Origin of the sequence: Polaromonas sp., from assembly GCF_013817205.1 — a bacterium.
GTDB lineage: Bacteria > Pseudomonadota > Gammaproteobacteria > Burkholderiales > Burkholderiaceae_C > Polaromonas.
Window position 1 is genome coordinate 1 of record NZ_JACDDD010000055.1, and the last position, 26,748, is coordinate 26,748.

The 26,748-nt window shown below is 58.3% G+C and carries 22 protein-coding genes; 4 read left to right on the plus strand and 18 right to left on the minus strand.

The window, feature by feature from the left end; translation table 11 throughout:
- Nucleotides 1–367: 367 nt before the first annotated feature.
- Entirely contained in the window at nt 368–1,264 is an 897-nt protein-coding gene (locus H0W47_RS12935; RefSeq protein ID WP_296925009.1) for a GDP-mannose 4,6-dehydratase, read from the minus strand.
- A gap of 123 nt (nt 1,265–1,387) precedes the next feature.
- Between H0W47_RS12935 and H0W47_RS12940 the strand changes: the two genes are divergently transcribed.
- Together H0W47_RS12940 and H0W47_RS12945 are read left to right on the plus strand one after the other, a co-directional pair.
- Complete coding sequence (locus H0W47_RS12940) at nt 1,388–1,879, plus strand: DUF2919 family protein (RefSeq protein ID WP_296925012.1); 492 nt, start codon at nt 1,388–1,390, stop codon at nt 1,877–1,879.
- Nucleotides 1,876–2,553, plus strand: a complete 678-nt coding sequence (locus H0W47_RS12945) for a glycosyltransferase (protein ID WP_296925015.1) — start codon at nt 1,876–1,878, stop codon at nt 2,551–2,553. The genes H0W47_RS12940 and H0W47_RS12945 overlap by 4 nt, the downstream gene beginning before the upstream one ends.
- Nucleotides 2,554–2,764: 211 nt before the next feature.
- On the opposite strand, the gene H0W47_RS12950 is transcribed toward H0W47_RS12945, so the two are convergent.
- From H0W47_RS12950 to sucC, 13 genes are all read right to left on the minus strand, one after another.
- On the minus strand, nt 2,765–4,459 hold the full coding sequence (locus H0W47_RS12950; RefSeq protein ID WP_296925017.1) for a hypothetical protein: 1,695 nt from the start codon (nt 4,457–4,459) through the stop codon (nt 2,765–2,767).
- An 85-nt stretch (nt 4,460–4,544) separates the two neighbouring features.
- The gene (locus H0W47_RS12955; RefSeq protein ID WP_296925020.1) at nt 4,545–4,865 is read right to left on the minus strand and encodes a hypothetical protein; all 321 of its coding nucleotides are present in this window, start codon (nt 4,863–4,865) and stop codon (nt 4,545–4,547) included.
- A gap of 61 nt (nt 4,866–4,926) precedes the next feature.
- Entirely contained in the window at nt 4,927–5,349 is a 423-nt protein-coding gene (locus H0W47_RS12960) for a pilin (RefSeq protein ID WP_296925022.1), read from the minus strand.
- 163 nt (nt 5,350–5,512) lie between these two features.
- Nucleotides 5,513–7,762 (minus strand): tetratricopeptide repeat protein, encoded by a 2,250-nt coding sequence (locus tag H0W47_RS12965; protein WP_296925025.1) that lies wholly within the window; start codon nt 7,760–7,762, stop codon nt 5,513–5,515.
- Nucleotides 7,763–7,850: 88 nt separating this feature from the next.
- On the minus strand, nt 7,851–10,256 hold the full coding sequence (locus H0W47_RS12970) for a GspE/PulE family protein (protein ID WP_296925027.1): 2,406 nt from the start codon (nt 10,254–10,256) through the stop codon (nt 7,851–7,853).
- On the minus strand, nt 10,253–11,044 hold the full coding sequence (locus H0W47_RS12975) for a 3',5'-cyclic-nucleotide phosphodiesterase (RefSeq protein WP_296925029.1): 792 nt from the start codon (nt 11,042–11,044) through the stop codon (nt 10,253–10,255). The genes H0W47_RS12970 and H0W47_RS12975 overlap by 4 nt, the downstream gene beginning before the upstream one ends.
- Nucleotides 11,045–11,078: 34 nt before the next feature.
- The gene (locus H0W47_RS12980; RefSeq protein WP_296925031.1) at nt 11,079–13,328 is read right to left on the minus strand and encodes a CHASE2 domain-containing protein; all 2,250 of its coding nucleotides are present in this window, start codon (nt 13,326–13,328) and stop codon (nt 11,079–11,081) included.
- A gap of 76 nt (nt 13,329–13,404) precedes the next feature.
- The gene (locus H0W47_RS12985) at nt 13,405–14,049 is read right to left on the minus strand and encodes an FHA domain-containing protein (RefSeq protein WP_296925033.1); all 645 of its coding nucleotides are present in this window, start codon (nt 14,047–14,049) and stop codon (nt 13,405–13,407) included.
- A gap of 38 nt (nt 14,050–14,087) precedes the next feature.
- Complete coding sequence (locus H0W47_RS12990; protein ID WP_296925036.1) at nt 14,088–14,873, minus strand: Stp1/IreP family PP2C-type Ser/Thr phosphatase; 786 nt, start codon at nt 14,871–14,873, stop codon at nt 14,088–14,090.
- A 10-nt stretch (nt 14,874–14,883) separates the two neighbouring features.
- Nucleotides 14,884–17,571 (minus strand): CHASE2 domain-containing serine/threonine-protein kinase, encoded by a 2,688-nt coding sequence (locus tag H0W47_RS12995; RefSeq protein WP_296925038.1) that lies wholly within the window; start codon nt 17,569–17,571, stop codon nt 14,884–14,886.
- A gap of 221 nt (nt 17,572–17,792) precedes the next feature.
- Complete coding sequence (locus H0W47_RS13000) at nt 17,793–18,494, minus strand: TerC family protein (protein WP_296925039.1); 702 nt, start codon at nt 18,492–18,494, stop codon at nt 17,793–17,795.
- 85 nt (nt 18,495–18,579) lie between these two features.
- The gene (gene sucD / locus H0W47_RS13005) at nt 18,580–19,473 is read right to left on the minus strand and encodes a succinate--CoA ligase subunit alpha (protein WP_296925042.1); all 894 of its coding nucleotides are present in this window, start codon (nt 19,471–19,473) and stop codon (nt 18,580–18,582) included.
- Between the two features lie 114 nt (nt 19,474–19,587).
- The gene (sucC, locus tag H0W47_RS13010) at nt 19,588–20,748 is read right to left on the minus strand and encodes an ADP-forming succinate--CoA ligase subunit beta (RefSeq protein ID WP_296925044.1); all 1,161 of its coding nucleotides are present in this window, start codon (nt 20,746–20,748) and stop codon (nt 19,588–19,590) included.
- A gap of 195 nt (nt 20,749–20,943) precedes the next feature.
- Here sucC and argC point away from each other — a divergent pair, with 195 nt between their 5' ends.
- On the plus strand, nt 20,944–21,867 hold the full coding sequence (argC, locus tag H0W47_RS13015) for an N-acetyl-gamma-glutamyl-phosphate reductase (RefSeq protein WP_296925047.1): 924 nt from the start codon (nt 20,944–20,946) through the stop codon (nt 21,865–21,867).
- Between the two features lie 73 nt (nt 21,868–21,940).
- On the opposite strand, the gene H0W47_RS13020 is transcribed toward argC, so the two are convergent.
- From H0W47_RS13020 to recA, 3 genes are all read right to left on the minus strand, one after another.
- Nucleotides 21,941–23,341: a glycine zipper domain-containing protein gene (locus H0W47_RS13020; protein WP_296925050.1), complete on the minus strand. Its 1,401-nt coding sequence runs from the start codon at nt 23,339–23,341 to the stop codon at nt 21,941–21,943.
- 219 nt (nt 23,342–23,560) lie between these two features.
- Nucleotides 23,561–24,073 (minus strand): recombination regulator RecX, encoded by a 513-nt coding sequence (gene recX, locus H0W47_RS13025; protein WP_296925053.1) that lies wholly within the window; start codon nt 24,071–24,073, stop codon nt 23,561–23,563.
- A gap of 105 nt (nt 24,074–24,178) precedes the next feature.
- Nucleotides 24,179–25,285, minus strand: a complete 1,107-nt coding sequence (gene recA, locus H0W47_RS13030) for a recombinase RecA (protein ID WP_296925055.1) — start codon at nt 25,283–25,285, stop codon at nt 24,179–24,181.
- A 257-nt stretch (nt 25,286–25,542) separates the two neighbouring features.
- Between recA and H0W47_RS13035 the strand changes: the two genes are divergently transcribed.
- Nucleotides 25,543–25,998 (plus strand): DUF3995 domain-containing protein, encoded by a 456-nt coding sequence (locus H0W47_RS13035; RefSeq protein WP_296925057.1) that lies wholly within the window; start codon nt 25,543–25,545, stop codon nt 25,996–25,998.
- Between the two features lie 8 nt (nt 25,999–26,006).
- Here the strand turns inward: H0W47_RS13035 and H0W47_RS13040 are convergent, their stop codons facing one another.
- Nucleotides 26,007–26,546, minus strand: a complete 540-nt coding sequence (locus H0W47_RS13040; protein WP_296925060.1) for a TetR/AcrR family transcriptional regulator — start codon at nt 26,544–26,546, stop codon at nt 26,007–26,009.
- Between the last annotated feature and the right edge of the window lie 202 nt (nt 26,547–26,748).

Sequence of the window (26,748 nt, forward strand, 5' to 3'; positions counted from 1 at the left end):
ACACGCGCTTGCGCGTCCTCTTGGTGACAAGCTCGTATCCGCTGGCAGCAAGGCTGATTTGTTTCATCGACATATAACGCTTCTCAGAACTCACCGGTTGGCTGAGTTTTGCAGAGATTCCTTAGGGGTGGGGCTTGGTAAAGGCTATGAGGAGCTACTATGTATATAGGCTGTCCCGATTTGCGCCCTAAGCCGTTTCGTTTGCCTGGCTGAATCCGAGCTACCGGATCCGTCTTTTTCCGGGTAATGAATAAATTCCACGACCGTGACTAATCAAAATACGGTTGATGAAGGTCAAAAGTTTCCCTCTAGTGGACTGGCATTCTGCATGGGGCATCCTGTCCTATTGCGCCCGCTGTGAGTGCTGTCACACGCTTTCCCTTTTGTACCAGTAATTCATGATGTCCTGCAAAGTCTTTTCCATTGGAATTTGCGGCCGCCAGCCGGTTCGTGAGTGCAGACGCTCGAAGCTACCACGCATTCGTCGTCGATCACTGCTGCGAAGGCGTTCTGGCATAACTTCTATGTGCATTTCCACCCCCGCAGTTTTGCACAGCACAGCGATGATCTCCCGCAAGCTTTTCTCAACGCCCGAACATACGTTATATGTTTCACCATTGGCGCCCGTCTCAAGCAGCGAGACGTAGGCCCTGGCAATGTCGCGCACATCGGTAAAGTCCCGCGTAGTATCCACGTCACCTGTCTGAAGGATGGGATCCCTTTTGCCCATACGCGCGCGCGTGATTTGTTGGGCAAAATCAGCCACCGCAAATCGCGTTGTCTGCCCTGGCCCAATATGATTAAACGGTCGTGCCATGACAATTTCGAAAGGCCCTGCTTGACTCCACTGGTAGCAAAGGGCCTCGGCGGCAACTTTGCTTACGGCGTACGGATTTTGCGGTTGCAGGGTCCGATTTTCAATCACCGGCAGCTCTGTTTCAGGCACGACGCCGTACACCTCCGCCGATCCTACGTAAAGAAATCGCCCCTTAAAGCCAGCGTCCCGAAGCGCATTCAAGAGATTCAGAGTTCCCATGAAATTGACTTCATAAGTTTCTAGCGGATTCTCAATCGCGCCACCGATTGAGCTTTGGCCGGCGAGATGAATGACGGCAGCTGGAGACAGTCGGCTCACCGCCTGGCGAACCCCGGCTGGGTCTCTGAGATCGACAAACCTGTCGTTACCTCCCAAATCCACCGCGTTTACAAGTGGGCAAATGTGCGCGCCTACAAAGCCTGACAAGCCAGTAACCAAAATCGTCATATCCGCACTCTAACGTAAAGCAGATGGCCACCAGCGTATCGCACAACCGCAAAGTCGACTAAGGGCGTCAATGAGCGCGAGGAAGGTGACCCGCCTCGGGCACTTCTTGCGCTATATTTGACCATGGCTGAAATGGACGAGCGCTACCTGAATGTCAATCGCTTCGGCGTCCTGAGCATCCCGGGTCCCCTGTGGCTGGCCATGGCGTTTCTGGGCCGGCACTGGTTACTCCTCATCATCACCCTGGCCTCGCGCAGATCGCCTGACGCCATCCAGCTGGCCAGCAGCAGCTTGTCGGCCGCTGTGCTGCTTCTGGAAGCACCTGTGTTGGCCCTCGCCTACGCGGGCTTTTCCCGGCACCCATCGGCGGGTGCAATATTGAGATTTATCTGGCGCAATGGCCGCGTCATCCTAGCGACCACAGCGGTCATCAATCTCGGCGTGCTGGGCTGGTTTTTGTGGCATGCCGATGTGTGGCGGCGCCCGGAGCTGTTTTTGGCGAGCTGCGGCCTGCTTGATATCGCCATTGTTTATGGCATTTACAAGTCCGCGTACATCAAGCAGGTTTTCATGGAGTTTCCTGTAGCTGCCGAGTCTGGAGGCACACCTTCATGATCCGAATTTTCATCGGTTTTGACCCTCGCGAGACGGTGGCCTGGCATGTGCTGACCCACAGCATCCTCGCACGCTCGTCACAACCCGTGAGCTTCATCCCGCTGGCCTTGAACAACCTGAAAGAGTTGATGTGGCGAAACCGGGATCCGCTCCAGTCAACAGACTTTTCCTTTTCCCGCTTTCTCACGCCCCACCTGAGCAACTACGAGGGATGGTCCGTTTTCATGGATTGCGACATGCTCGTACTGGACGACATCGCGAACTTGTGGGCTATGCGTGACGAGCGTTACGCGGTGATGTGTGTCAAGCACAACCATGTCCCCCTCGAGTCGTCGAAATTTCACAATGAGAAGCAGACCGCCTACGGCAAAAAGAACTGGTCAAGTGTGGTCCTATTCAACAATGCGAAGTGCCAGGCACTGTCGCCGGAGTTCGTCAATACCGCCAGCGGTCTTGAACTGCATCAATTCAAGTGGCTGGGCGATGACGGCTTGATCGGCGAGTTGCCACCGGGTTGGAATCATCTGGTCGGCTACGACAAGCCACGCGCAGACGTTGCTAATGTGCACTACACCACTGGCGGGCCGTATTTCAACGAGTTCACTTCCTGTGACTATGCAAACCCTTGGTTCGAGGAAAAGCAGCACATGCTGCGCGCCGATCAGCGGTCCTGATACGGTAACGGCAGCGTCTGGTGGGCATCCCCGGCACCTTCGCCATTACCGCTTGCCCAGCCTTCACCAGGTGCACTGTTACCAGCTTGAATTCAAAGAGTACTTGCCCCGCTGATGTCCGTCTTTTGTCTTGCTCATCTTCAATTCTCCGTTACTTGATTTTTACCATCAGCTATGGAGCACCCTTTTCAGGGGCAAAATAGAGTTACCTTTACCTGTCGGCCGTACGCGCCTTGGCCCAGTACTCTTCGGTGCGCACAACGACCAGGTCTTTGTCGCTGGAACGCCCCTCGTCCTTGCGCCCGCCCTTTAAGTGGTCCATGTACCGGCCAAGAGGACCGTTGACAAAGGGGTGCATGGAATCCGGCACGCCCTCGTTGATGTTGTAGAACTTCAGGTCTGAGGCTTTGCGGTGAGCGGCCACCATGGAATCAAAGGCGTGGCAATCGGTCCATCGTGCCAGCGTGAAAATCTTGTCGTGGGTGTAGTAGTCCGTGTGATCCAGGATGAACTTGCGAACGACAGGATTTCTCAGGTTGTAGAGGACGAAGCTGCACTCCGAGTAGATGTTTCTACGCGGCATAAAGCCTATGTCCGCGTCTTCAGGCATCAGCGTCGCCAGAAACTCCATCGGCATGTTCTGGAAACAGACGATGTCCGCGTCAATGTTCACCAGGATGTCCGCATCGCTACGCAGAGCTGCCTCGCGCAGCGCAAAAATCCGGTGGCTCCATCGCACCGAGTCCAGCATGTATTGATAGGTTTCACCGAAATGACCGCGTGCGCCGGGATTCGCGGCATGCCGCTGCTTGAATTCGACCAGGTCTCGCGCGTCTTCGTGCAGATCGCGTACGATCACCCGGTCGCAGCCCTCGGGCTTGCAACCTTCAGCAAAAATCCACAGTTTGGTTTCCTTCGGCCAGTGGCGCCGGAACGACTCGATGAACTCCTTGCCAAAGCGTTCGTAGCCTTCCGCATGAAAGGTCGCTGCCGCATGAACGACCGGCATCTTCTTCGGAGGGTTGATTCCTGAGCTCACCGCGGCCACCGGCCTGGCGTCTGCAACAGCCGACGGACCGAGTGTGAACACCTGCGGGCCATCCGCCGGCGGCAGTTCGCAATCGGCCACGATGTCTTCCACACTCTCCTCGGTTACGTCGACAAAAACCAGGTCTGACCGCCCCAACAACTCGCGCTCAAGCTCTTCGCCAGGCATACGGAATTTGTTCACAAAAATCCGGGTGTAAGCATGCTCGGGGCCGTTAACATCGCCCAGGAAGCCCGGCGCGAAGGCTTCAGGCCGGCAGAAAAAGACGTTCACTCCCGCCGTGTCCACGCCGCAGAATTTATAGCCATACTGTGCGAACAAATGCCTCCAAGCGCCGACGCCAACGCCGAAGTACAGGCCGCGCTGGGGATCAAGCCGCCTGCGCGAGAAGTCCTCCTCATACATCACCGTCAGCGGACCCTTGCCCAGAAAGGCGTTGTACTCGCAGCAAACGACCGAGGGGCGAAAGCCCAGCTGTAACATCCGGTAGGCCACGTAGTAATCGACGCTGTCGATGTCCAGTGAAAAGAAGTCCGGATTTTTGTCGCCGTACTCGTCAACAATCCATTGGCAGTTGTCCCAGCCGACCTTCATGCGGGCCAGGGTCAGGCGCTCCGCAAACGGCTTGTGGGTGATGCGGGCCATATACCGCCGGATGTTCTCGGGGTCTGCATCAATGCCCAGCCCAGTCCAGCCGAGCTTGAGCAGATAGAGACTGTTATTCTCGCCGCCATCTGCAGTGCCGATCTCGATGAACCGCTTGCGATTGTCCTTCAACCCACCGGTCAGAAAGGCAATGATTCCGTCCTCACCATTCTGGCTGAAGATGCTGTATTCGTGGTCGTTGATGTTTGGCATGACTGTAATAATAGCGCCACGCCCACGGTGCCGACCCTCTCAAATATATTAGGGTCGGGGCGCTCCCTGTGTCCGTTCTACTGCGTTAGCGTTTGCGACTGATATGCACAACTACAGCCTCTGTAGCAAAGTCGACAAATTCTTTGGTGTAGCCTAGCTCGGCCAATGCCCAGCGGAAATGATTTCCCAATCGCGCGCGGGATAACCAGCCCAGCTCGTGCGTATCGTGGAATTCCACTGCCTTGGTACAGGCATCTTCCGTAATTCGCGTTAGGCGATTGACGGAAGGACGTTTTCCCGGTTGACTGTCAAGTGCGGGCGGATAACGCTTGGCAATTTGGGCTGCCAGATCTACTGCGAATTCCTTGATTTCGGATTTTCGTCCCGCGCGTAGAAAACTCAACATCTAAGTCCTGACTTGTAGAAAGACGCAGTGATGCGCCCTTCCACAATCTAAAGTTAAACGATCAGGTACCGCGGCAAGAGGCAGGGGCGTACTTCGGAACAGAAGCGTTGCAAACCCAAGTAACCGTCTGACCGGTCCAAGTAGGTGTCAAAGTCACGGCGAATACATCCGTACCAATTGCACTCTTTGCGCCAATGGCAATGGTTCCAGAATCGCCAACGGTACCACTGGACACGAATTTCGACGATGAAATACCGAGCGCAATTGCGCTAGCGGCGGGATTGCCGATACCCATGGTATTGGCCAGCTGAGCTGCCTCAGTAACGGATGTGCGCGCTGCAGATCCAGCCAAAATCACCTCGGAAGCGCGCGCGCGAATGGTGTAGTCCTGATAAGCAGGCAACGCCACTGCAGCCAAAATGCCAATAATCGCTACAACGATCATCAGCTCGATAAGGGTAAAACCCTTTTGCATTGATTTCATAAAAACTCCTTGAAATTGAACCGACCTAAGTGCCCGACATATGCAGTCGTGCCAATCAAAGCCAGCAACTCCCATGCCAAGCAGTGAAGGCCACAAATTTGCAATGTTTAAGGAAAAAAACTGGTTTTTGTGGCAGCGCCCGACAAAATTGTCGGGGCAGGTATCAAAAATTGTCTTTAAGCCGCTGGGTCGCCTCGCGAATAACGCCCAGCCAGTCATTGTGGTGCGGTTGTCGCAGCACACTTACATCGGGATACCATGGCATCCGGGTGCTTGTCAATCCATAGCGCCATTCCGGAATATGCGGCGCAAGCACCAGCACCTTCTTCCCAAGGGCGCCCGCATAGTGAACGGTCGTATTGCACACAGTCACCACGCAATCCAAGGCTTGAATCAACGCCGCAAACTCGTCCAGGTCAGCAATGGCCTCATTCCAGTGCGTCAATTTGACATGAGCAGCCTCGGCGACCTTCAACTCCTCCTCCACAGAGCCGTACTGCAAACTGATCCAGGTAGCATCCAGTGAAGCCACCATGGGTTCAAGCTCAGCAGGAGACATTGAGCGCAGAACCTGTCGCGTCGCCTGCACACCACCCCGCCATGAAACGCCAATCCATGGCCGGGGGCCGGCACTCTCCAGTTTCTGCCGCCAATACGCTACACGATCTGGATCAGCTTTGAGATAGGCCGTGCCTGGGAAAGCCTCCAGGTTATTTCGAAAATATTGCGGCAAATTACCCAAGGGGACAAAGTAGTCGACATCTCCAACCGTTTTCGCCCACGTCATTTTTCTGTCCTGGAGACTACGAACAACTTCACACTCCGGAAACGATCGGGCAAGCGTCGGGGCGACCCGCTCGATGACCTCAACAACAACTCTGGAAGGCCCTAAAGCCAACAGGTCTGGCAGGCACGAAGCAAGCATGACTTGATCGCCTAGGCCCTGCTCAGCCAGAACCACCACACACTTACCATGCAAGTCTTGGCCTTGCCATCTCGTGAACGGCAACACCCGATACTGTCGGGTGTAGGCAAGCCCACGGTAAGCATAGTCTGCCCAGCCCTGGCTAAAATTTTCCGTCAAGAGATTGATTTGTGCACGCTGCATGTGGAGCCCGGCATCGTGAGGTTGATGCGACAAGGCGTCATTCAACAACGTCAACGCTTTGTTAAAATGACCGCTGTATGCTTGCGCCACAGCGTAGGAAACAAGAAATACGCTTTTGCTTGCAGGCTCTTTTTCGATGAGCTCATCAAACAATTCAATAGCTTGTTGATATTGACATGCTGTCGCCAAGTCGGCGGCCAGTTGCGCCTGACGCACAAAATTGGGCTCAAGTTCGAAAATTTTTCGCCTGAGTTCAAGTGCCTCAGCATGCTTCTCCAGATTGCTCAGTGACTGCGCCAAGTCGGCCAGCATCTTTGTATTTTCATATCCGACATCTCTCGCGCGAGTTAGATAATCGCGCGCCCCAATGTTCTCATTCGCGGCAAGAAGCGCAGCCCCCAATGCTGCGAGTGCCTGACCATCGTCGGGATGAGCTACCAAATACGCTCGTAAAACATCCTGCCCGCTTTGGAAATCCCCCAACTGGCGATACAAGGCGCCTAGTTCACATACGGGTCCGGCCAAATCGGACCATTCCATGCATATGCGCTCGGCCTCAGCCAGAGCAGCTTCCGTTTGCCCCGCCCTCCGCAAAGTATTTACTTCATCCCACTGCTGCTGCCAAAGCTCTCGCTCAGTATCCGACGCGGTTCCGCCTACGGCATCCACAGACGCTACAGCAGCGCTAAGAACGACCCCTGCGGCATCCATCTCAGCCTCCAAGTGTGACAGGTTCTGCAGCGCTAGCGTAAAGGACGAATCGAGTTTCAGGGCTTTTGAAAAGCATGCATACGCTTCTCCGGGCGCCGACTTGGCAAGGCAAACTACACCCAAATTGTTCCAGGCGTTTTTGTCTTCGTCATTCAGGCGTAGCGCTTGCGTTAATGGCGATTCCGCTGCTTGAAAGTTCCCTAAAGTTACTTGGCAAACACCCAGCTGAGCGAGGTAGCGGGAGTCATTCGGTGAAATGACTTTAGCGAACTGGGCATGCTCAATGGCGGCTTCCGTGTCACCTTGCTCAAGCAGCAACAGCGACAGTCCAAAATGAGCGTCCGCGAACCCAGGGGCCTCTTTGAGGACCGCGCGAAACCCGTCTTCGGCGTCGGTATCCCGCATCTGGCGAAATGCTATCTCGGCAAGAATGCAGTCCTTGGTCAAATCGCGCCTTGGTGTCGCCGCATGAAGCTGTTCGGCGGCGGCCTGCGCAGCTGAGAAATCACCGGCCTCGATCAGCTCGCGAACCTCTTCCACCGTCCAAGAGCGTTTCCCCGCTGAAAAGAGTGTGCGCATCAACTGTTTGAGCATGAACCAGATCCTGACGAAAGGAAAACAGCATCATATCGATGTGCCAAGGCCATACCCTGACCGTCAGCTCGTCAAAAGCGCCGCCGCGTTATTTGACACAGACCGACCGCACCATCTTCATGTCCGTCAGCCCCATCAAGACCTTTTCCATGCCGTCCATTTTCAGCGTCCGCATTCCGCTGTTGACAGCCGCTGCAAAAAGCTCGGCGACCCGCGCGCGTTCCTGAATCAGCTTTTTTGCGGCGTCATCGGCAATCATCAACTCGTGTAACCCAATGCGACCCTTGTAGCCGGTCTGATTGCATTTGTCGCAGCCCTTGGCCCGGTAGAGGGTTAGGTGACCGTCCTTGCCATAGCGCTGCATCCAGTCATCGAGCAGGGCTTGCGCTTCACCGCCGGGGTCGGTTTTCCAGGCCTGCGTATTGCGCAGCTCTTCTGAATATTCCTTGATGAAATCCTTGAGCTCCTGCGCGTCGGGTTGATACGACTCTTTGCAATCACACAGTTTTTTGGCAAGCCGTTGCGCGAGGATGCCCAGCAGCGCGTCCGCAAAATTGAAGGGATCCATGCCCATGTCCAGCAGGCGCGTGATCGACTCGGGCGCTGAGTTGGTGTGCAGCGTCGAGAACACCATATGCCCAGTGAGCGAAGCCTCCACCCCCATGGACACGGTCTCCTTGTCGCGTGATTCGCCGACCATGATAATGTCGGGATCAGCTCGCAGGAAGGCCCGCATCACAAGCGCAAAGTCAATGCCCGCCTTCTTGTTGATCTGAACCTGGCGCAGTCCTTTTTGTGTAATCTCCACCGGATCCTCGGCGGTCCAGATTTTCGTGTCCGGGGTGTTGAGGAACTTCAGAATGGAATGCAGCGTCGTGGTTTTTCCCGAACCGGTGGGACCGCACACATAAAACAGGCCGTACGGCTTGGAAACAGTTCTTTCAAGACGTTCCTTGTTGTGTGCGGTGAGGCCCAGCTTTTCCAGAGGGATGGGCTCGCCCGCCGCCAGAATCCGCATGACCACGTCTTCGACACCGCCAGCCGACGGAATCGTCGCCACGCGCAGCTCAATATCGAGTGGCCCGTATTTTTTGAACTTGATCTTGCCGTCCTGCGGTTTGCGTTTTTCCGAAATGTCCAGGTCGCACATGATCTTGAGCCGCGTGACCATGGCCTGGCGAAACTGTGCGGGAACCTCAATATAAGGCTGCAAGGTGCCATCGATGCGAAAGCGAATGCCGGTCTTGGCTTTGCCCGGCATGGGTTCGATGTGAATGTCGGACACCTTCTGCTTGTAGGCGTCAATAATGACCTTGTTGACGAATTTGACCAGCTCGTTGTCTGCGGCAGCAGACTCTAGCGCGGAATCATCGCTGGCGTCGTTTTCGAGCGGCGCGTCCATGTCCGCCAACAGCTGGTCGATCGAGCCGCCCTCATTGCCTGCGCCAAACAGCTGGCCCAGGGTTTCCTCAAACTCCGTTTGCGTGGTGACACAGTAGGCGAACTTGCTGATTCTTGGAAAAACTTGGGGCACCACACGGGCACCACGCACCGCTTCCGGGTCCACACACATGATGACCAGCCCCTCAGGGCTTTCTTCGAGCGGCATCCAGCCCTGCTGCTCGACGAAATGTCGCTTGAGCGGTCCGTGCAACATTTCCGAGCGTATGCGGCCTGGGTTAAAGGCCTCATAAGGCACACCAAAGAATTTGGCAAGCGACGTCCCCATCTGCGCCGGACGAATCCGGTAGTCGGCCATCAACAGATGTTCGACCGATTGCATCTCCTCGCGAGCCTTCTGCACACACTGCTGCAACTCGTCCTGCGACAGCACCCCGTCTGCCACCAGGCCGTCGTACTTGGTCGCCCTGCGCCGCTGCGCTTCCTCGACCTTTTGCATGCGCTGACGAATCGCAATGCCCAGGGTTTTGCAAAGCTGTTGCGCGCCGTCTTCTTCAAGCCGGCCAAACGGCTGGTCACTGCGATTGTTGATGACCTGCAAAACGCCGTAAAGCGTATTCCCGTCCATCACTGGCGCGACCAGCATCTGTTTGGTGCGGTAGCCGGAGCGCTTGTCCACCTCTTGCAGAAAACTCAGGTTGGGGTGGATTTTTTTCAGCGCCTCGTCGTCATACACGTCGACGATGTTCACCATGGTTTTCGACATGGCAACATAACCGGCCACGCTTTGCGCACTGATGGGCAGCTTCAAGTCGCGGCTGGTGTTCAAGCCAGTTTTGACTTTGGAAACAATGGAGCTGCGGTCTTCATTGACCGCGTACAGGGTCAACCGGTCGGCATTGAAAAGCTTGCAGATGTCCTGGCTGGCATCCAGCATGATCTGGTCGATGTTTTCGGTCTCATGAATACGGTTGGTCACCAGTTGCAGCTGGCGAAAGTAGAGCGCTTCAAACGTGACGCCACGCTCCTGCGGCGGAAGCATTTGTGAGTCGAAGAATTCACCTTCAGGGTCCCGCTGCAATGCCGCACTCATAGTTCAAACTCCTGACCCGCACGCAACCAGCGGATGTCATGGGTGACGTTGGGGCCAAACGGTGCGGTCTGATCGAAACGCTGAATCTCGGCCATGATCAAATCAGTCTCGGCGGGCTTGGTATGGGTGATGTAGATCGGATAATTTTTGCCTTTGTCGATGCAGTCGAGTTCGCTGGCAAGCGCATGCGGCGACAGATGCAAACTGCGCTTGGCCAGGTCCCGCTCCCGGTTGCTGAAGGCCGTTTCAATCACCAGCATCGCCACATTGAGCTGGTTGATGCGGGCCCACAAGGCCGGATTGCGTTCGGTGTCGCCGGTAAATACCCAGCAGCCAGATTCGGCGGCAACCGCATACCCCACCGCCGGGACAGTATGCACCGCAGGCAGTACTTCCACCAGTTTTCCGGCGAGCAACAGGGTCTGGCCGACGGCCAGCGGGTGGAAACTGACAAATGGCGCCTCCGGTGCCGGAATGCGTGAAAAATCTGGCCAGATGGTGTTATTGAAAATATGCGCCCGCAGCGCGTCAATCGTGCCTTGCAGTGCATGGATCTGAATCGGGGATGTGCGTTGCGCGGCAATGGCATCGACCATCAGAGGCAGCGCTGCCACATGGTCCAGATGAGAATGCGTGAGCAGGACGTGGTCAATGCCACGCATCTCGTCCAGCGTGAGGTCCCCCACCCCTGTTCCTGCGTCGACCAGCACGTCGTGATCAAGCAGAAAAGATGTGGTCCGGCAGTCCCTGGCAATGGCTCCCGAACACCCGAGTACACGTACTTTCATGGTTTTTCTGGCTTGATGCGCCGGCTGGCTGCGTTTACTTGGTTTCAAAGTTGGTTGCGCCATCCCACTCGGGATCGAAGGGCAACAACCTCATGGAGGCTACACGCTCCTCGTACAGCCGGTAAAGGTACTTTTGCCCATTCATCCTCTGTAAGTTGAGCAAATGTACATCGCAGTCATCCCAGGACTGGTCACGGTAGGCCTTGAGGGCCAGCGCCCACTCCTTCAGTTCGCCGGCGCTGCGGCTGTCAAGCTGGCTCAGGGCCGTCACCGGCCAGAAAATAGCCACCGCCTGGTCTTTCCCCTTGACACGAACCCTGTCAAGCTCCTGCCATGCGAAATCCTGGGCCAGCCTGCGCGTCGATTCGCTGACCACGGTGTCCACCCCATAGGTCTTGGACAGGCCTTCCAGACGCGACCCGAGGTTGACCGAGTCGCCAATCACGGTATAGCTGCGCCGGATGTCAGAGCCCATGTCCCCGACACACATGCTACCGGTGTTCAGCCCGATGCCGATGCCGATTTCCGGCAAGCCCTTCGTGCGATGCTCCTCATTGAGTTGCTGCACCGCGCGCACCATTTCAAGCGACGTCTTGACAGCCAGACTGGCGTGCTCCGGCGTATCCACAGGCGCCCCCCAGAACGCCATCACGCAGTCGCCCATGTATTTGTCGATGGTGCCCCGGTTGCCGCGAATAAGGCCGGTCAGCCGGCTGAAAACACTGTTGAGCAGCGCCTGGAGTTGCGTAGGCTCCATGGTCTCCGACATTCTGGTGAAGCCGCGCATGTCGCAAAACATCACGGTCAACTCCTTGGCCGACGCCTTCATGCTGTAGCTGTCCGGGTCTTTGACCATCTCGTCCACCAGTTCCGGCGGTACATAGGTGCCAAACAGGTGCGCCAGTTCACGCTTGGACCGGCTCTCGACGAAGTAGCCGTAACTCATGTTCAGCGCAAAAGCAGTCACCGCCATCACCAGTGCCGTGGCCAAAGGCAAGACCAGGCCGTGGGCCGAGTACAGCCAAAAGTTGAGGCCAACCAGAACCGCCACCACGCCAGCGCTGACCGCCACGGCCTTGGGAGCAGACAGCATGGGCAACGAAAACGCCAGGGTCAGCCCCGCCAGGACAAGGATCAGGACGTCATAACCAACTGCGTAGTCGGGTTTGACAAATACCTTGCCATCCAGAAACCCGGAAATCATGTTCGCGTGAATCTCCACACCGGGGTAGGCCTCTCCGGCAGGGGTGACCCGCAGATCGAGCAAGCCCGGGGCGGTGGTGCCCAGGAGCAGGATTTTGTCCTTCAATTGCCCCGGTGCCACGCGTTTGGCCAGTACGTCGGATGCTGATACATACTTGAAAGAGCCGCCATTGGGTCCTCCTGGCCCCCGAAATGGCACCAGCGTCGTTACCCGTTGGTCCACTGGCAACGCCATCGTCTTGTTGCCCTGTCTGAGCAAAATGCTCTCCAGCCCCTGATAGTTGCGGGACAGGAATTTTTCCTGCGGAAAGCCTGGCTCTACGCTTGGCAACCCTGTCAGGAGGCGGAACATCGCCAGCGACAAAGACTCGTAATACTTGTCCTGGTATTCCGCAATCACGGGGATCGAACGGACGACGCCATCACCTTCCACTATCGGATTGGTATGACCGGCCAAGGCCACCGCACCTGCCAGCGGCTCGATGTTGGAACCGTACCCGCTGTAGCTGACGAACCGGATCGGTCGCCCGCGCAATGCCTGTTGTTGCATGACCGGAGCAGGCAGAACGCCATTGACGAGTCCTCCACTGTCACTGGTGAAGTAATAACCCAGCACCACCGCTTGCTTTTCCAGGGACTTAGCAAAGACCGCATCGTAGTCCAGCGACCCCTGCAGTTGCGCCAACCTCTCGCTGAACCCAGGCTGATCGCGCAGCTCGTTCTTGGCAAGTTGCAGCAGGCGCTTAAGCCCCGAACTCTCGTCAGGTTCGGGGAAAAAGACATCGAAACCCAGCAATGCGGCTTTTTGCTGCACCAGCAGCTCCTGCACCAGTACCGCAAGCTTGTCGCGCCCCCAAGGCCAGCGCCCGACTTCAGCCAGACTCTTTTCGTCGATGTCCACGATGACGATGCGTTCGTCGAGCGTCCTAGGCATGGTGGCACGCAGGCGGGCATCGTAGAGGATGTGATCCAGCCGTTGCAAGACGTCGAGGCGAAGTACATCGCCGGCATGCAACAGCCCAAAGACAAGCGGTATGAGTGTGACGGCAATGCGAGGCCAATGCCGGGAAAGAAGTCGCATGTGGCCTCCCAGAAAGCGGCGCCTGAAAGCGGCGCCTGAAAGCAGTATGCCGGTCAGCGGCCGTCAAACGCCCGGATCAACGCTGAACAAACTGCATTTGTGTCCCTGCCAACTCGAGGACATCGCCATTTTTCAGGGACACCGGCTCGACACCAATCGGCGCACCATTCAGGGTGGGTTTGCTGTCCCCCTCAACGTGAGCCACAACAAAGCCCTGTGGTCTTTTGGTGATGGCTGCAACCGCCACGCCGGGTTTGCCGATGGTGGTCACCACCTTGACCAGCGCCACCTCCCGCCCAGCTGCGGCACCCGACATGACCCGAATGGCTGCATTGCCGGTCCCACCCTCTGCAGGAGCCGTCGGGGCCGCCCTGGCTGCAGGCGTGACCGACCCGGCCTTGATGATCATCGTTTTCTCGAAGCCGGCACCGACGACCTCATTGACGTACTTGATCTTGTACTTGCCAATCTCCACAGTATCGCCATTGTTGAGCTGCTGCTTCTTGACGGCCTTGCCGTTGAGATAGGTGCCATTCGTACTGTTCAAATCCTCAACGAATACTTCATTTCCCGACATCTGCAGCACAGCGTGCTCCCCACTGACGGCCAGGTTGTCAATGACGATGTCGTTGTAAGGCCGCCGACCCAGGGACGTACGGTCCTTGGTCAGCTGTACCTCCTTGATCACGACCCCGTCAATTGAGACGATCATTTTCGGCATGGCCGACTCCTGTCTGTTTTTTCTATGGCATTCATCTGCTATTTTCCCAGCATTCTGGACAGCAGCCCGCGTTTGACCGTCGCCTCTTTCGCCTGTGCCAGCAATACCGAAATATTATCCCGGCCACCTGCATTGTTGGCCGCGCCCACGAGACTGCGGGCCATCTGATCCAGCGGCTTCGACCCCGATAGAATAGCCGCAATCTCCCCGTCCCCAATCATGTCCGACAGGCCATCGGAACACATCAGGTAGAGATCGCCCAGTTCCACGCGATGTTCGTTGACTTCCAGCAACACCGCGTCTTCCACACCCAGCGCCCGCGTGACGAGGTTCTTGTTGACCGAGGTGAGGGCCTGTTCCGGCGTGATCAGACCGGCATCAATCTGTTCCTGCAGCAGAGAGTGGTCTTTCGTGATCTGCTGAAGCTCCCCCCCCCGCAGGCGGTAGCAGCGAGAGTCGCCGATATGGCCCAGCATCAGCCGCGTGCTCTGGAACACACCAACCACCAGCGTGGTGCCCATGCCGGAATACTGCGGGTTGGAGTTGGCCGCGTTGAAAATGGAATGGTTGGCGTTTTCAACGCAGATTTCCATGGCACGCCGAACCTCCTTGGAGTTGGCATGTTTGCCAGCTTGCGACAGCCATCGTGCAAGTTCCGATTTGATGAAAGCCGTGGCCATGCCGCTGGCGATCTCGCCGGCGTTGTACCCCCCCATACCGTCGGCCAGAATGCAGAGCTTGGTCGCGGCATCAAAGGTGACCGCATCTTCGTTGTTATCCCGCGTCAAGCCGGGGTCGGTCTGGGTACAGATCTCGTAATTCATTGTGCTTTTGTTATGACTTCACATCGTTATCGGTAGGGCCTGGCGCAGGGTCCAGTTGGTTGCGCACTGCAATTGTCTTCTCAAATTCAGCTGCGTCTGCGGTGGGAAAGACCACAGTTTTCTCAAGGCCACCTGAATCAGCTTGCGCCGTGGCTGGCGCCACATGGTTTGACGGCCCGTCGGCCAGCGAAGAAACAACGGAACGCAGGTCTGCGGCGAACTGGTCACCGTCCTGATACCGCGTCTCGGAGCTCTTGCTGAGCGCCCGGCTCACGATATCTGCAAGCTGCGCGGAGAGTTCCGGGCGGATGATGCGGATGTCCGGCGCCGGCTCATTGGCAATCTTGTACATCAGCTCCGCCATAGATTCACCGCGGAAAGGCAGAACCCCCGCCAGCATCTGGAACAACATCACACCCAGTGAATAAAGATCGGAACGGCCATCAACTTTTTTGCCGGCAATCTGCTCGGGTGACATGAAGCTGGGTGTTCCCAGCACCATGCCGGTTTTGGTCTTGCTGGAGTCGGTGATGCGGGCGATACCGAAATCGGTGACCTTGACGGTATCCGTCTCCGGGTCGTACATGATGTTGGCCGGCTTGATGTCTCGGTGCACCACGTGTTGCTTGTGCGCATAGGCCAGCGCTTCCGCCACACGCACCACGATGGACAGGACCTTGGCCATCGGCAGCAGATGCCCGTCTTTGGTCACGTCTGCCAGATCCTTGCCCTTGAGAAACTCCATCGCGATATAAGCCAGGTCATGCTCTTCGCCGGCATCAAAAATCGTGACGATGTTCTGGTGCTGAAGGCGCCCGGCAGTCTCTGCCTCCCTGAAGAAACGCTCGCGCGCATCGGTCAGCTCGTCGCCTTCGAACTCCTGACTCAAGGCCATGGTCTTGATGGCGACCACGCGACCAATCTTGGGATCCTTACCCAGATACACCACGCCCATGGCACCCTTGCCCAGCTCCTTTTCGACCTGGTAGCGGCCGAGCATGGGTTTTTCAACACCGCCGCCATCAAGCAGCATGGTGCCACCGGGGTGGGCGCCGCTGCCGCCCAGAATCACAGTCTCCGACAGGTTCTTGGCGCGGTTGAGTTTGGCCTGCAAATCCTTGTGGTTCTTGTCATGGCTGGCCATGTATTCGTACACCGCCTGCGCCTTGTTGAACTGACGCTTGCGCTCGAAATCAAGCGCCAGGTTGTTCAGGTTGTCCATCAAGGCATCGGTAAACGGCACCCGGCGGAAACGGTCAAAAGCCATGTCGAGCTGGCCCTGTCCCTGCAAGGCCAGACCCATCATGCGGCTGGTTTCGGCAGACTCTTCGTCGGAACGGATCTTGCCGGCTTCCGTCATCAGGAAGCGCTTGGTCGTCAGCGTCAGATGGCCGATCACCAGCAGCGCGGCTGGAAACACCAGCTGCAGCCATGTCGCCGAGCCCGACAGCAGGCCAAACTCGGCGACCAGCAAAAGCACAAACAGTCCCAGCGTTATCAACGCCGCCTTGCCGGCGGACAAACGAGGCAAGCCCGCGATCAGGTAGGCTGCGACCACCAGGAGCGCGGCAAGCGTGGCCCAGATGCCCCAGCCCGGCTGGACAATAAAATGCTCGCTCAAAATGCTTGAGGTGATGTGGGCAATGGTCTCCGCCGGCGACAGACCGGGGCCGGCCGGCGTCGGAAACTGCGTGCCGACGCCAGCGGCTGTCGCGCCAATGATCACGATCTTGTCGGCATATTTGCTGGCCGGGATTTTGCCCGACAGCACGTCATAAAACGAATCCACAGCGAAGGCCGGCCTGCCGTCGCGACTTTTGTAAAACTGCGGCAACATGAGAGCGGCCTCGTCCGTAGCTATGCGCAGCCTGCCAATCTGCACGGACTCACCATTGTTCAGTCGGATGTCGGCGGTACCCAGGTTCAGGCTTTTAACGGCGGCCAACAGGCCCATGGACGGGACAGCCTGGCCGGAATAGTTGATCAGCAGGGGCTCCTGGCGCACCGCACCATCCACATCCGGCAACTGATTCAAGTGGGCAATCCCGGCTGCACTGTTGCCAATGACGGCGATCGGTTGCTGCCCCCTGACGGCAGCCAATGAGAAATTTTTTTGCTCTGCCACGGCGCTCTTGAGCGCGTAAGCGGGCAAGGGGTCCAGCCGGCCCTGGGGCTCGCCCAGCACAAACACCGAGGGCACCAGCACGTTGCCCGCCTTGGCAAGACTGGCGCCGAGTTTGGCGTCTGTATCCAGCGCGCTCTCAGCCTCGGCAATCACTTTGCCCAGTTCTTCGGCCAGCCCGCCAGGGGCAGCGGGGTCCGCCGCCGGTCCCAGCGCTTCCTTCATCTTGCGGATGAAAACCAGGCCCCGATCGGTCTGGGGCTCGAAAAAGAAAGCGGTGTGGGCAATGGTCTTCGCTTTGGCCGCAGCGAGTTGGTCAATCAGCTGCGCATGCACATCCCGCGGCCACGGCCAGCGGCCGATGTTGGCGATGCTCTGGTCGTCGATGGCGATGATGACAATGCGATCCGATGGCTGACGCGAGGTGCTGGTGCTGGCAAAGTCGTAATAACGGCGTTCCAGCGTGCCAAAAAAGTCAGTGACGCTGTGCAGAACAAGCACGGCCAGCACAACCAGGACGCCAACAAACCAGTCTGCCCGCCAGAATTGCCCGCGCTTACTTGATGATGTGGCCACGTCCCGCCCCTTGTCCTGGTTCGCTGTTCATATCCGCCTGCTCCGACGTGTGACGCTAACGGCCATGCGTTCACGTTACATCGCAGTTACAAATCCCGTTTGTGGACGTTAACAGACGCCTTGAGCCCGGACAAGGGACTTTTGCACGCGGCCTGAGGCTTGTGTTGCAAATTGGCGCCGCCGCGCTGTGGCCCCCAGCTCACGGCCCGGGGCGTGGCAGCTCAGGTTGTTGCGGCAGGCTTGTGGCGCGCCTGCATGAGCTTTCCGGCGAGGAACACCAGCAAAGCACCTGTAGCCGCGGCCGCATATCCCCATACCGGAGAGGCAGGCAGGTAGGGTTTGAGGGCGGGGTCGGTCCAGGCCATCTGGCCAGCGATCCAGCCCAGCAACATGGCTCCCAGCGTGATGATGACCGGGAAGCGGGTCATCAGCTTGAGCACCAACTGGCTGCCCCAGACAATGATGGGAATGCTGACCAGCAAGCCAAAAATCACCAGTGGTAGCTGATGGTCTTGATGAGCGCCCTGGGCCGCGCCCGCAATCGCCAGCACGTTGTCCACACTCATCACCAAGTCCGCAATGATCACCGTCTTGACCGCGCCCCACAATTTGTCGCTGGAGCTGATATTGTGCGCGTCCTCCGCTTCGGGTTGCAGCAGCTTGACGCCAATCCAGAGCAGCAGCAAGGCGCCAACAATCTTGAGATAGGGCACGGCCAGCAGAGCCAGCGCAAAGGCAATCAGCAAGACGCGAAGCACGATCGCACCCATGGTGCCGTAAATAATCCCTTGGGTCCGCTGCTTGGGGGGAAGGTTCCGACATGCCAGAGCGATCACGACTGCGTTGTCGCCACCCAACAGGATATCGATCATGATGATCTGGCCAACCGCAAGCCAGAAGCTGGCCGTCATGAACTCTTCCATGGGAACCTCTCAGAAAAAATCAAAAAACCGATTGTCAGCGACGACAACCGGTCTGTCTGTTGTGGCTAACCGCAATACGCGAAAGTTACAGCAATGCCTTGAGCAGCTTGGCCATTTCAGACGGGTTGCGTGTCACGGTAAAACCGCACTCTTCCATGATCGCCAGCTTGGCATCCGCCGTATCGGCACCACCGGAGATCAACGCGCCTGCGTGGCCCATGCGTTTGCCGGCCGGGGCCGTCACACCGGCGATGAAGCCGACGATAGGCTTTTTCATGTTCGCCTTGCACCACATGGCAGCTTCCGCCTCGTCCGGCCCACCAATTTCGCCGATCATGATGACGGCATCGGTATCCGGGTCGTCATTGAAAGCCTTCATCACGTCGATGTGCTTCAGGCCATTGATCGGGTCGCCGCCGATGCCGACCGCGCTGGACTGCCCCAGGCCGATTTCGGTCAATTGCGCCACGGCTTCATAGGTCAGTGTCCCGGAGCGGCTGACCACACCAATACGGCCCTTGCGGTGAATGTGCCCGGGCATGATGCCGATCTTGATTTCTTCGGGCGTGATCAGGCCGGGGCAGTTGGGGCCCAGCAGCAGCGTTTTCTTGCCGCCGGCGGCTTCCTTGGCCTTCATGCGGTTGCGCAATTCCAGCATGTCGCGCACCGGAATGCCTTCAGTGATGCAGATGGCCAAATCCAGGTTGGCTTCAACAGCTTCCCAAATCGCAGCAGCAGCGCCGGCTGGCGGCACGTAGATCACCGACACCGTGGCACCGGTGGCTTTGGCGGCCTCGGTCACGTTGGCAAAAATCGGGATGCCCTCGAAGTCCTCGCCAGCCTTCTTCGGGTTCACACCGGCGACAAAACATTCCTTGCCGTTGGCGTAGTCGCGGCACATGCGGGTGTGGAACTGGCCGGTCTTGCCCGTGATGCCCTGCGTGATGACTTTGGTATTTTTGTTGATGTAAATGCTCATGGCTGCCTCATTCGGTGACGGTTGCGATCAAGTGGCCGCAGTGGATCTGGCTTTGCCAGGCCACAGTTGGCTGCCCCCTCGAGGGGGAAGCGCCAACGGCGCATCGGGGGTGATTCATTTGACGGCGGCGACGATTTTGGTCGCGGCTTCGGCCATGGTGTCTGCGGCGATGATGGGCAGGCCTGACTCGGCCAGCATCTTTTTGCCCAGGTCCTCGTTGGTGCCCTTCATGCGCACCACCAGCGGAACCGACAAGTTCACAGCCTTGCAGGCAGTGATCACGCCGTCGGCAATGGTGTCGCACTTCATGATGCCGCCGAAGATATTGACCAGGATGCCCTTGACATCCGGGTTCTTCAGCATGATCTTGAAAGCTTCGGTAACTTTTTCTGCCGTTGCGCCGCCGCCCACGTCCAGGAAGTTGGCTGGCTCGCCGCCGAACAGCTTGATGGTGTCCATGGTGGCCATCGCAAGGCCCGCGCCGTTGACCAGACAACCAATGTTGCCGTTCAGGCTGATGTAGGCAAGGTCAAACTTGCTGGCTTCGACTTCAGCCGGATCTTCTTCGTCCAGGTCGCGGAAGGCGACGATTTCAGGATGGCGGAACAAGGCATTGGCGTCGAAGTTGAACTTCGCATCGAGAGCCATAACTTCGCCCTTGCTGTTGCGGTTCAGCGGGTTGATTTCAACCAGCGACGCGTCGGTTTCCATATAGCACTTGTAAAGCTTTTGCAGGATGTCGACAGTCTGCGCAACCGAGTCGGCAGGCATGCCAATCCCGGAACATATTTCCTTGGCCTGCGCGTCGGTCAAGCCGACCAGGGGATCAACAAACACCTTGATGATCTTTTCGGGATTGGTATGAGCCACCTCTTCGATGTCCATGCCGCCTTCGCTGGAAGCGATGAAGGCCACCTTTTGGGACTCGCGATCAGTCACGGCGGAGACGTAATATTCTTGCTGGATGTCTGCGCCGTCTTCAATATAGAGGCGGCGAACTTTCTGGCCTTCAGGGCCAGTCTGGTGCGTCTTGAGCTGCATGCCGAGAATCTCACCAGCGATGCGTTTGACATCATCGATGGTTTTGGCAACCTTCACGCCGCCGCCCTTGCCGCGGCCACCGGCGTGGATCTGGGCCTTGACCACCCACACCGGGCCGCCAAGTTTCTGTGCAGCTTCAACAGCCTCCTGCACGGTGAAGGCAGGAATGCCGCGCGGCGTGGGCACACCGAAGTTGCGCAAGATTTCCTTGCCTTGGTACTCGTGAATTTTCATGAAATTACTTCCAGGATTCGGTAAAAGGGGCGTTCCAGGATTTGATGAGCTTCTGCGACATTCCGCAAAAATCACCAAAATGTAAGGACTCCGGTCACTGCAGGCAGCAGCGCAGAACTGTATCATGTTGCGATGCACAATTATTGTGCGCGCCCGATGGGCAATTTTTTAGCACCTCCACAGAAAGAACGCCACATGGCCAAGGTATTTATCGACGGCGAAGCGGGTACCACGGGTCTGCAGATCCGCGAGCGCCTGCAAGCCATGCCCGCCATCGAGCTGGTCAGCATCGCGCCCGAGTTGCGTAAGGATGCGGCCGCCAAGCGGGCGCTGATGGGCACGGTCGATCTGGTGGTGCTTTGCCTGCACGATGACGCGGCGCGCGAATCGGTCGCCATGATCGACGACCTGGCGCGCAGCAGCGGCAAAACGGGCCCGAAGATTATCGACGCGTCCACCGCGCACCGCACCGCGCCGGGCTGGGTGTTCGGCTTCCCCGAGCTTGCCGCCGGCCAGCGCGACGCCGTGGCCACAGCCGACCGTGTCGCCAACCCAGGCTGTTATTCCACCGGCGCGATCGCGTTGATTCGTCCGCTGGTCGATGCTGGTCTGCTGCCCAAGGATTACCCGCTGACGATTCCTGCAGTCAGTGGTTACTCCGGCGGCGGCCGCACCATGATTGAGGACTATGAGGCCGGCAAGGCACCGCTGTACCAGATCTACGGCCTGAACCTCAAGCACAAACACCTGCCGGAGATCATGGAGTACACGGGCCTGACACGCCGGCCGGTGTTCACGCCCTCTGTCGGCAACTTCAAGCAGGGCATGTTGGTTCAGTTGCCACTGCACCTGGACCTGCTACCGGGCCAGCCCACCGCAGCGCAGCTGCAGGACGCGCTGGCGCGCCACTACGCCGGCAGCCCCTGGGTGACGGTCGAGCCGGTCGGGGACGGCACGTCCATAGACGCGCTGGCGCTGAACGACACGAACAAGATGGAACTGCGGGTGTTTGGCAATGAAGAGTTCCGCCATGCCGTGTTGATCGCGCGACTGGACAACCTGGGCAAGGGTGCTTCCGGCGCTGCGGTGCAAAACCTTGAGCTGATGCTCGGACTTTGATTCATCCTGAATGAAAAAACCGCCCGAAAGGGCGGTTTTCGCGACTGCTTCAGTCTGGCGATCAGACTAGTTGTTAGCGGCCATCGCCATCGGCATCGCCTGGCAAAGCCCGCTCCACCCGGTGCCATGCGGCACGTGCGGACTGCTGGGCCTGGGCCCACGTCAAACGCGAATTACCACGCACGCGCTCCCAATCGCTTTGCAACATGGTTTGCGATTCGTCAAAACTGCGGCCGGCATACCGGTCCCGGCTTTGGTAACCCAATCTGTAGGCGGGGAGGTAGTCTTCGTCGTAGGTATAGCCGTGCACATAGTCGGGCTGTGTGTTGTAGCTGCCACGCCAGTGCGTATCTTCAGCCACCGGGTTCACGACTTTGGCCACACTGTTGCCTGCAGCTGCGCCGGCCAGTCCACCGACGGCCGCACCCACCGCCATGCCCACAGGTCCGCCCACCGCGCCCACCATGGCGCCCGCGGCGGCACCAGAACCTGCGCCAACGCCGGTGCCCAGATTGTGGTCACCGACTTCATCACCGCGCTTGGCATTGATGGCTTCTCCAGCACCCTTGCCGGCCATGTGGCCCGCTCCGGCACCAACCGCCGCACCAATCACTGCGCCCACCGGCCCAGCCACGGCGCCTATGGCCGCTCCAGCAAGTGCGCCGCCGCCCGTGCCCACGCCCGAGGCCAGCTGATGCTCTCTCAATTCATCTCCGCGCTTGGGATTGGCAACTTCACCAACGCCCTCACCGGCTTTGCCGCCAGCAACAGCGCCGATCGCCGCGCCCGCCAGCATTCCGATGGGACCGCCTACAGCGCCGATGGCCGCGCCAGCGATGGCGCCGCTACCCGCACCGACGCCCGCCGCCAAATTGTGGTCAGTCAGGTCATCCGCCGGGTTCGGGTTGACAACCTCGCCAGCGCCTTCACCAGCCTTGGCGCCTGCAAGTGCGCCAATGGCTGCCCCTGCTGCCATGCCGACAGGGCCGGCAACAGCGCCAATCGCAGCGCCAGCGACAGCCCCACCACCGGCCCCCAGGCCCGATGCCAGGTGATGGTCGCCCAAGCGGTCAGTCGGGTCAGGATTGACGACTTCAGCCGCGCCCTGGCCCGCCATACCACCTGTCACAGCGCCAATGGCCGCGCCCGCCGCCATGCCAATGGGTCCGCCAATGGCGCCAATGCTTGCCCCGGCAATAGCGCCACCAGACGCGCCCAATGTCGTGCCTACAGCATGCTCTTCCGGCGCTCCACCTTCGGTGGGATTCATGCCTTCGGCAACGCTTTTGCCAGCCAAACCGCCGGCGATTGCGCCGATAGCTGCGCCTACAACGGTGCCCACCGGCCCTGCAACCACGGTACCTATAGCCGCACCAGTGACGGCGCCGCCACTGGCGCCGACACCGGTGCCCACGGGATGGGCGCCTGGCTCACCGGTCATTGGGTCTTGATTGCGTGGATTGTTATCACTCATGGCTTTTCCTTGTGCTGTTTGCAAATTGAGGGTTTAAGGCAGCCAATCCTTGCTGGCCGTTATGCTGGCCAACGCCGACCGGTAAAGATGTGCGTTTCCCAAGCACCTTTAATCTCTTGCGCCCGGATTGCTGTTGGTGTCAGCAAGGACCTACTTGTGATGTCGTCTGGTTGAGACTCCCAATGTCCTCGGTGCGGCAAGGCACGCGTCTGCGCTGCGTCAAAGGTCGGCGGGTACTGTCATTGCGTCATCCCGCGCATCAGGCCCTCGCGCCTGCCTGAGGGTTCGGCGCACCACCTCATTTGAAAATCCACGCGTCAGCAAAAAACGCATCTGGCGGGCCTGCCCGGCGGCATCCGCGGCGGGCACTCCAAACTTGCGAAGCCAGACTTCCCGCGCCCGATCGTCCTCACTCTGTTTGAGTTGCAACACGGCAGTGGTGACTGCGTCAGCGCTCAGCCCCTTATTCAGCAACTCGTACTTGATGCGAGATGCACCAAAGCGTGCAGCACGCCGATTGATGACCGACTCGACCACCCTGACCTCGCTGATGAAGTCCTTGGCCTGCAAATCGTCCAGCACCTGCGCCAGCTGCTCGGGCGATTCGGCATGTGCCGCCAGCTTGCGCTCCAGCTCGGCGCGGGAATGCTCACGCTGCGCGAGACAACGCAGGGCGCGGCCCTTCAGGGACAGGCCGAAACCCGATACGGCAGCCGGTTTGTCGGTTGGCATGCTCAAACTAACGATCGATTGCTATATTTTTGATAGCTATTTGCGCTTGAGGGATAAGGGCTAGAGGCCGATTTGTCATCGAACCGGCTGAGCCATCCCTTTTTCTCAAACAGCGGCGACTTTGGGCGCTTTTTCGGCTTTGTCGGCCTTCTCAGCTTTTTCGGGCTTGCTGCCGACAGCGTCCTGGATCAGCGGGATGCCCAAGGATTCGCGCACCTTGTTCTCGATCTCGATGGCGAGCTCGGGGTTTTCTTTCAGGAATTCGCGCGAGTTGTCGCGGCCCTGACCGATCTTTTCGCCGTTGAAGGCGTACCAAGCGCCGGCTTTTTCAACAATGTGCCCGGCCACACCGAGATCCAGCACCTCGCCCAAGCGGCTGATGCCTTCGCCGTAGAGGATGTCGAACTCTGCCATCTTGAACGGTGACGCCACCTTGTTCTTCACCACCTTGACCCGGGTTTCGTTGCCCACGACTTCTTCGCCCTTTTTGATCGAACCGATACGGCGGATGTCCAGGCGAACCGAGGCGTAGAACTTCAGCGCATTGCCGCCGGTGGTGGTTTCAGGGCTGCCGAACATCACGCCGATCTTCATGCGGATTTGGTTGATAAAGATGACCATGCAGTTGGCCTTCTTGATGTGGGCCGTCAGCTTGCGCAGTGCCTGGCTCATCAGGCGGGCTTGCAGGCCGGGGAGTGAATCGCCCATTTCACCTTCGAGCTCGGCCTTGGGGGTCAACGCCGCCACCGAGTCGACCACGATCAAGTCAACCGCGCCGGAGCGGGTCAGCGAATCCACGATTTCCAGGGCTTGCTCGCCAGTGTCGGGCTGGGAGATCAGCAGGTCTTGTAGATTGACGCCCAGCTTTTGCGCGTATTGGATGTCCAGCGCATGCTCGGCGTCCACAAAGGCACAGGTGCCGCCCAGCTTTTGCATTTCAGCAATCACCTGCAGGGTCAGCGTGGTTTTGCCGGACGACTCCGGGCCATAAATTTCCACCACCCGGCCGCGCGGCAGGCCGCCGACGCCGAGCGCAATGTCCAGGCCCAGCGAGCCGGTAGACACCACCTGGATGTCCTCGATCACCTCGCCGGCGCCCAATTTCATGATCGTGCCTTTGCCGAACTGCTTTTCGATCTGGGCCAGCGCGGCCTGCAGAGCCTTGGCTTTTTCGGTGTTCAGGGCGGGGTTGGTCTTGTTGGGCAGATCCATGAAAAACTCCTTGATATCAGTATGGGAAAACTTCTGGGCTTTAGATACCAGCTCTGCTTTTAATCACAGTACTGGGTGCATGACCAGTACTTTATGGGTGTCGTTAGAATAAGTAAACCCTTTTTTTAATCAGTTTGCCTGACTAAATGGTTTGTCATTGCGTCTAAATTCCCCGCCTGCTCCCGCCGACTCGGCTGAATCCTGTGAGAGGCCGACCATGGGTTACAGTACAGACTGTATGGATAGAAGGAGGCGTCATGCGTGACTTCGCACTGGGGATCATTGTTTTTGGCCTTGGCCTGGTGGTCGTTTTCCACTTGTACTGGGCCGCTGGCGGTCGATTGGGCGCCGACTTGGTCATCCCGCGCCGACCCGCCGCCATGGGCGGCGAATCACTCTTTCACCCGTCGCCCCTTGGCACATTGGTTGTTGCCTTTTTTCTGATCGGCGTCGCGGCCTTGGCGGCCTTGGTGCAAAGCGGCTCAGGTATCACGTTGTCCTGGAACTGGGCTCGCGCGCTGCTGGCAGCGTGTGGCGCAGTGTTCGTGCTGCGCGCGATCGGGGAATTTCGTTATGTCGGCTTTTTCAAGCGCGTCACGGACTCACGCTTTGCCTACTGGGATACGCGCTTGTTTTCGCCCTTCATCCTGCTGATCGGGCTGGCTTGCCTGGCCGTCGCTGTGCAGGCGGAGCCCGGTGCAGCACATCGCTAAGCTGGCACTCACCGGGTCATCAGCAGACGCTCGATGGCGTCGATCTGCGCTTTGGAATACGCTGTTCGGGTTGGCTCCCGGACAAGCAACTCACCCATGGCCCAGGCATAGGTGAGCTGGGCTCGCAACCTTGCTTCGGGCGCGTCAAACCCCAACGCCTCGTATAGCTTGGACACAAATTGCAGTCTCCGGTCATGGACGCGGCGCAGCACGCTCGCCAGCTCCGGATGCTGCTCACGCAGGCTATTGATCGCTTCGTACAACTGGATATCCAGCTCGCCCACTCGCCGCAGCAGGTAGCGCAGCTGCGCCGCTGCATCACCCTTGAGCCTTTCCACCGCTGCAATGACATGGTCTGTCGCTCTTGTCTCCCAGCGCTCGACAACTGCCAGAAGAAAAGCGCCTGCGCTGTCGAAGTGCCAGTAGAAGCTACCCCGTGTTACGCCCAAGCGCTTGCACAGCGGATCAGCTTTCAGTGATTGCGGCCCTTCGTCACGGAGCACCTTGAGCCCGAAGTCAAGCCAATCTTCGCGCGAGAGTCGGTCCATCTGATCATTCCTAAAAATATTCTTTGCTGAATGATAGCCATCAGATCATTCAGCGCCCGCCGCCGCACGCGCAGAGCTAGCCCGGATATTTCACCAGTAGTCCGATGAGCACATGATTTGGGGCGCGCAGCGGCCGATGCGTGTCGTTCGTCGAATTGTCTGGGTACTGGATGGGTTTTGGCCAATTTAGGGCGAACTGCCC

What these genes read in the sequence shown, in the direction of transcription:
- H0W47_RS13020 (WP_296925050.1), bottom strand. Translation starts at nt 23,341, where the DNA reads ATGAGTGATAACAATCCACGCAATCAAGACCCAATGACCGGTGAGCCA.
- H0W47_RS13035 (WP_296925057.1), top strand. Translation starts at nt 25,543, where the DNA reads ATGCGTGACTTCGCACTGGGGATCATTGTTTTTGGCCTTGGCCTGGTG.
- sucC (WP_296925044.1), bottom strand. Translation starts at nt 20,748, where the DNA reads ATGAAAATTCACGAGTACCAAGGCAAGGAAATCTTGCGCAACTTCGGT.
- H0W47_RS13040 (WP_296925060.1), bottom strand. Translation starts at nt 26,546, where the DNA reads ATGGACCGACTCTCGCGCGAAGATTGGCTTGACTTCGGGCTCAAGGTG.
- H0W47_RS12990 (WP_296925036.1), bottom strand. Translation starts at nt 14,873, where the DNA reads ATGAATTACGAGATCTGTACCCAGACCGACCCCGGCTTGACGCGGGAT.
- recX (WP_296925053.1), bottom strand. Translation starts at nt 24,073, where the DNA reads ATGCCAACCGACAAACCGGCTGCCGTATCGGGTTTCGGCCTGTCCCTG.
- H0W47_RS12970 (WP_296925027.1), bottom strand. Translation starts at nt 10,256, where the DNA reads ATGAGTGCGGCATTGCAGCGGGACCCTGAAGGTGAATTCTTCGACTCA.
- H0W47_RS12940 (WP_296925012.1), top strand. Translation starts at nt 1,388, where the DNA reads ATGGCTGAAATGGACGAGCGCTACCTGAATGTCAATCGCTTCGGCGTC.
- H0W47_RS12945 (WP_296925015.1), top strand. Translation starts at nt 1,876, where the DNA reads ATGATCCGAATTTTCATCGGTTTTGACCCTCGCGAGACGGTGGCCTGG.
- H0W47_RS12980 (WP_296925031.1), bottom strand. Translation starts at nt 13,328, where the DNA reads ATGCGACTTCTTTCCCGGCATTGGCCTCGCATTGCCGTCACACTCATA.
- H0W47_RS12955 (WP_296925020.1), bottom strand. Translation starts at nt 4,865, where the DNA reads ATGTTGAGTTTTCTACGCGCGGGACGAAAATCCGAAATCAAGGAATTC.
- H0W47_RS13000 (WP_296925039.1), bottom strand. Translation starts at nt 18,494, where the DNA reads ATGGAAGAGTTCATGACGGCCAGCTTCTGGCTTGCGGTTGGCCAGATC.
- recA (WP_296925055.1), bottom strand. Translation starts at nt 25,285, where the DNA reads ATGGATCTGCCCAACAAGACCAACCCCGCCCTGAACACCGAAAAAGCC.
- sucD (WP_296925042.1), bottom strand. Translation starts at nt 19,473, where the DNA reads ATGAGCATTTACATCAACAAAAATACCAAAGTCATCACGCAGGGCATC.
- H0W47_RS12965 (WP_296925025.1), bottom strand. Translation starts at nt 7,762, where the DNA reads ATGCTCAAACAGTTGATGCGCACACTCTTTTCAGCGGGGAAACGCTCT.
- H0W47_RS12975 (WP_296925029.1), bottom strand. Translation starts at nt 11,044, where the DNA reads ATGAAAGTACGTGTACTCGGGTGTTCGGGAGCCATTGCCAGGGACTGC.
- argC (WP_296925047.1), top strand. Translation starts at nt 20,944, where the DNA reads ATGGCCAAGGTATTTATCGACGGCGAAGCGGGTACCACGGGTCTGCAG.
- H0W47_RS12935 (WP_296925009.1), bottom strand. Translation starts at nt 1,264, where the DNA reads ATGACGATTTTGGTTACTGGCTTGTCAGGCTTTGTAGGCGCGCACATT.
- H0W47_RS12960 (WP_296925022.1), bottom strand. Translation starts at nt 5,349, where the DNA reads ATGAAATCAATGCAAAAGGGTTTTACCCTTATCGAGCTGATGATCGTT.
- H0W47_RS12985 (WP_296925033.1), bottom strand. Translation starts at nt 14,049, where the DNA reads ATGCCGAAAATGATCGTCTCAATTGACGGGGTCGTGATCAAGGAGGTA.
- H0W47_RS12950 (WP_296925017.1), bottom strand. Translation starts at nt 4,459, where the DNA reads ATGCCAAACATCAACGACCACGAATACAGCATCTTCAGCCAGAATGGT.